This window comes from Microcoleus sp. F10-B2, from assembly GCF_036704965.1.
In the GTDB taxonomy this organism is placed as follows: Bacteria; Cyanobacteriota; Cyanobacteriia; order Cyanobacteriales; family Microcoleaceae; genus Microcoleus.
Genome location: NZ_JAUBTB010000198.1, coordinates 1 through 2,997, shown reverse-complemented (window position 1 = coordinate 2,997; position 2,997 = coordinate 1). Strand labels below are relative to the sequence as shown.

Genomic DNA, 2,997 nt, shown 5'->3' with positions numbered 1-2,997 from the left:
CCGCTTTTATCAACAAGGTATGCGGGCTGCAACCCTGATTCGGTCTATCTCCTAGGCCTCTTTGTCACCCCCCCAGGACAGATACACGGTATTTCCAAAGGAATAGAACAAGTAGCAAAGCATATATCTAAAACGCTGAACAATCAGACGGCGGAGTGGAAAGACATCAACTGGCGAAAGCTAGAACGGGTGACTTTTAAGTTGCAAAAGCGAATATTCCAAGCGAGTGAACGTGGTGATGTTAAAGCAGTTCGCAAACTTCAGAAGACCCTGATTAGGTCTTGGTCTGCAAAATGTATTGCTGTGCGTAGGGTGACACAAGATAATCAAGGTAGTGCGGCTCGTTGACGCGCCAAGGAGAAATCCGAAAGCGTCACACCTGCTGAAAGCAGGTCAATAGGGAAGGGTGGCAACACTCGAAACCGAGATAACTTAGTTTCCGTGGAGGTGAAAGTCCTCCTTCTGTAAGTGTCCAGATAACAGCATCACCCCCAGCTATGGAGAGGGTAGCACCGCCAGAACTGAAGCGGGGTGAAAACCGGATAAGCTACCAGCCTGAAATGTAGTGAAACCGGGAGCATTTGGGGCAGAACAGCGAAAGCGAACTCTTGTACAAACCGTCGTCATTGTCAACTTGCGGAATAAGGCTAATACGCAGGGAGCGAAATAGGCTCACGGGAACGGTAGATAGCAGCTTGCCCTACTGACTATCGGCACTTACCAAAACCCGGCGGATTGAGAGGTTCTACAACCAATACCAACGGAAACTAGGAACGAGTTAAACCAAGGGAACGGCTCTCCAGAATTGGTCAAACTCTGGAGTAGTAGCTAGCGTAAGCCACCTTTGGAAGGATTGGGTCAGAAGCCAACGCCCCTCTGTAATGGAGAGGATATGCTGACAGACTCACTGCTGTGTGAAAGATACGTTCGCAAAGTACGAGTAAAGATGTCCAAAACGGAGATTACATCACAAGTGGAATGGAAAAATGTGAACTGGCGGAAAGCTGAGTTTGCAGTTTTCAAGCTCCAAAAGCGGATTTATCGCGCTTCACAACGTGGAGATGTTCAAACAGTTAGGCGGCTCCAAAAGAGTCTAGCTCAGTCCTGGTCTGCAAAACTAATTGCCGTGCGACGGGTTACACAGGACAATAAAGGTCGGGTTACGGCGGGAGTTGACGGGATAAAATCCTTAAAACCTCCAGCACGATTAGAACTGGCAAAAAACCTGAAAGTAAACGGGAAATCAGCACCAACTCGAAGGGTTTGGATTCCTAAACCCGGAAAGCCGGAAAAACGAGGACTCGGAATCCCAACAATTGAGGAAAGAGCAAAACAAACGCTAATCAAGCTGGCGTTAGAACCAGAATGGGAAGCACGTTTTGAATCGGAATCATACGGCTTTAGACCTGGCAGATCTTGTCATGACGCAGTTGAAGCAATCCGAACGTACATCGCCCAAAAACCGAAGTATGTTTTGGATGCAGACATCTGTCGGTGTTTTGACAAAATAAACCATACCAAACTGTTAGAAAAACTTAATACCTTTCCCATCTTCGAGCGTCAAATCAAAGCGTGGCTCAAAGCGGGAGTAATCGACTTCAGCAGATGGGCACAAAGGAAGGGATTTCAAGAGACACTGGAGGGTGTTCCGCAAGGTGGTAGTATCTCACCACTTTTAACGAACATCGCGCTCCACGGTATGCAACAACGCATAGAGGCACAGTTTCCCAGCGATAAAGCAAACAGAATCCGAAATACCAAAAGGTTATTTGGAAAGGAAGTGAAAGCTCCTACGCTTATACGCTACGCGGATGACTTAGTTGTAATATGCGAAGAACTTGCCGTGGTACAACAATGTCAGCAAATTCTATCAGAATGGTTAAGCGAATTGGGGCTTGAGTTGAAACCCGAAAAAACTCGGCTAGTACATACACTAGAAGAACATGGTGGAGAAAAGCCTGGATTTAATTTTCTAGGATTTTCCATTCGCCAATACCCAGTAGGGAAACACCATTCAGGTGAAACATCGAAAGGTAAAAAGTTGGGTTTCAAAACCATCGTAAAACCCTCCAACGAAAAGCTTCAAGCTCATTACAGAAAGCTCGATAAGTACGTCGAGGAGAATAACAGCAGTAGTCAAGCTGCTCTAATCAGTTTCCTCAATCCAATCATTAGAGGATGGTGTCACTACCAATCTCCTTGGAACTCAAAGGAAACGTTCAATAAACTCGACCACCTACTCTGGAGCAGACTGTATCGATGGGGGAAACGCCGTCACCCTAACAAAGGGAAAAAGTGGGTTGCCAGAAAATATTGGCGAACCATCGGTCATAACAATTGGGTCTTTGCAAGCTCTAGGAAAGAGCAGGATTCCTTCAACCTCCTACTCCATGCCGCATTTCCTGCGGGTTTGAGATGGAAAAAGGTACAAGGAACACGCAGCCCCTACGATGGAGACTCGATTTATTGGAGCGCCAGAATGGGCGAAAATTACAAATACCTAGAACCGCAGAAAGCAAGACTGCTCAAGCGGCAGAAAGGTAGATGCGCCCAATGTGGACTGAACTTTAACCCAGGTGATTCAATCGAAAAACACCACCTAAAGCCTAGAGCCAAGGGGGGAAATAATGCCGACAAAAACCTGATATTAGTCCACCTGCATTGCCACGACCAAATTCACGGGCAATCTGAAACAGAACCGCGCTGAGGGAGTTTTCCCTTATTGGAGATGTCACAAGCAAAGGTGACAGTCACACACTGAGGAGCCGAATGAATAGCGATATTCACGTTCGGTTCTGGAGCCGAGCAGGTAGGGCGACCTGCCTGCTTAGGTTAACAAAATACGGCTGGTGTGGATGGCGTTAAATCGCTGACTCCAAAGCAACGTACTAACCTGGTTGGTAAGTTAAAGTTGGAAGGTAAGGCAAAACCCACTCGTAGGGTTAATATTCCCAAACCCGGAACAACCGAAACTAGACCATTAGGAATACCCACAAT

The 2,997-nt window shown here is 46.7% G+C and carries 1 protein-coding gene and 1 pseudogene; both read left to right on the top strand.

Annotation, left to right across the window (positions count from 1 at the left end):
- Positions 1-123 precede the first annotated feature (123 nt).
- Positions 124-333 (top strand): annotated as a pseudogene (locus QUA99_RS32500) (reverse transcriptase N-terminal domain-containing protein); the annotation flags it as partial.
- Positions 334-946: 613 nt separating this feature from the next.
- On the top strand, positions 947-2,707 hold the full coding sequence (locus QUA99_RS32495; protein ID WP_333245685.1) for a reverse transcriptase domain-containing protein: 1,761 nt from the start codon (positions 947-949) through the stop codon (positions 2,705-2,707).
- Positions 2,708-2,997: the final 290 nt, after the last annotated feature.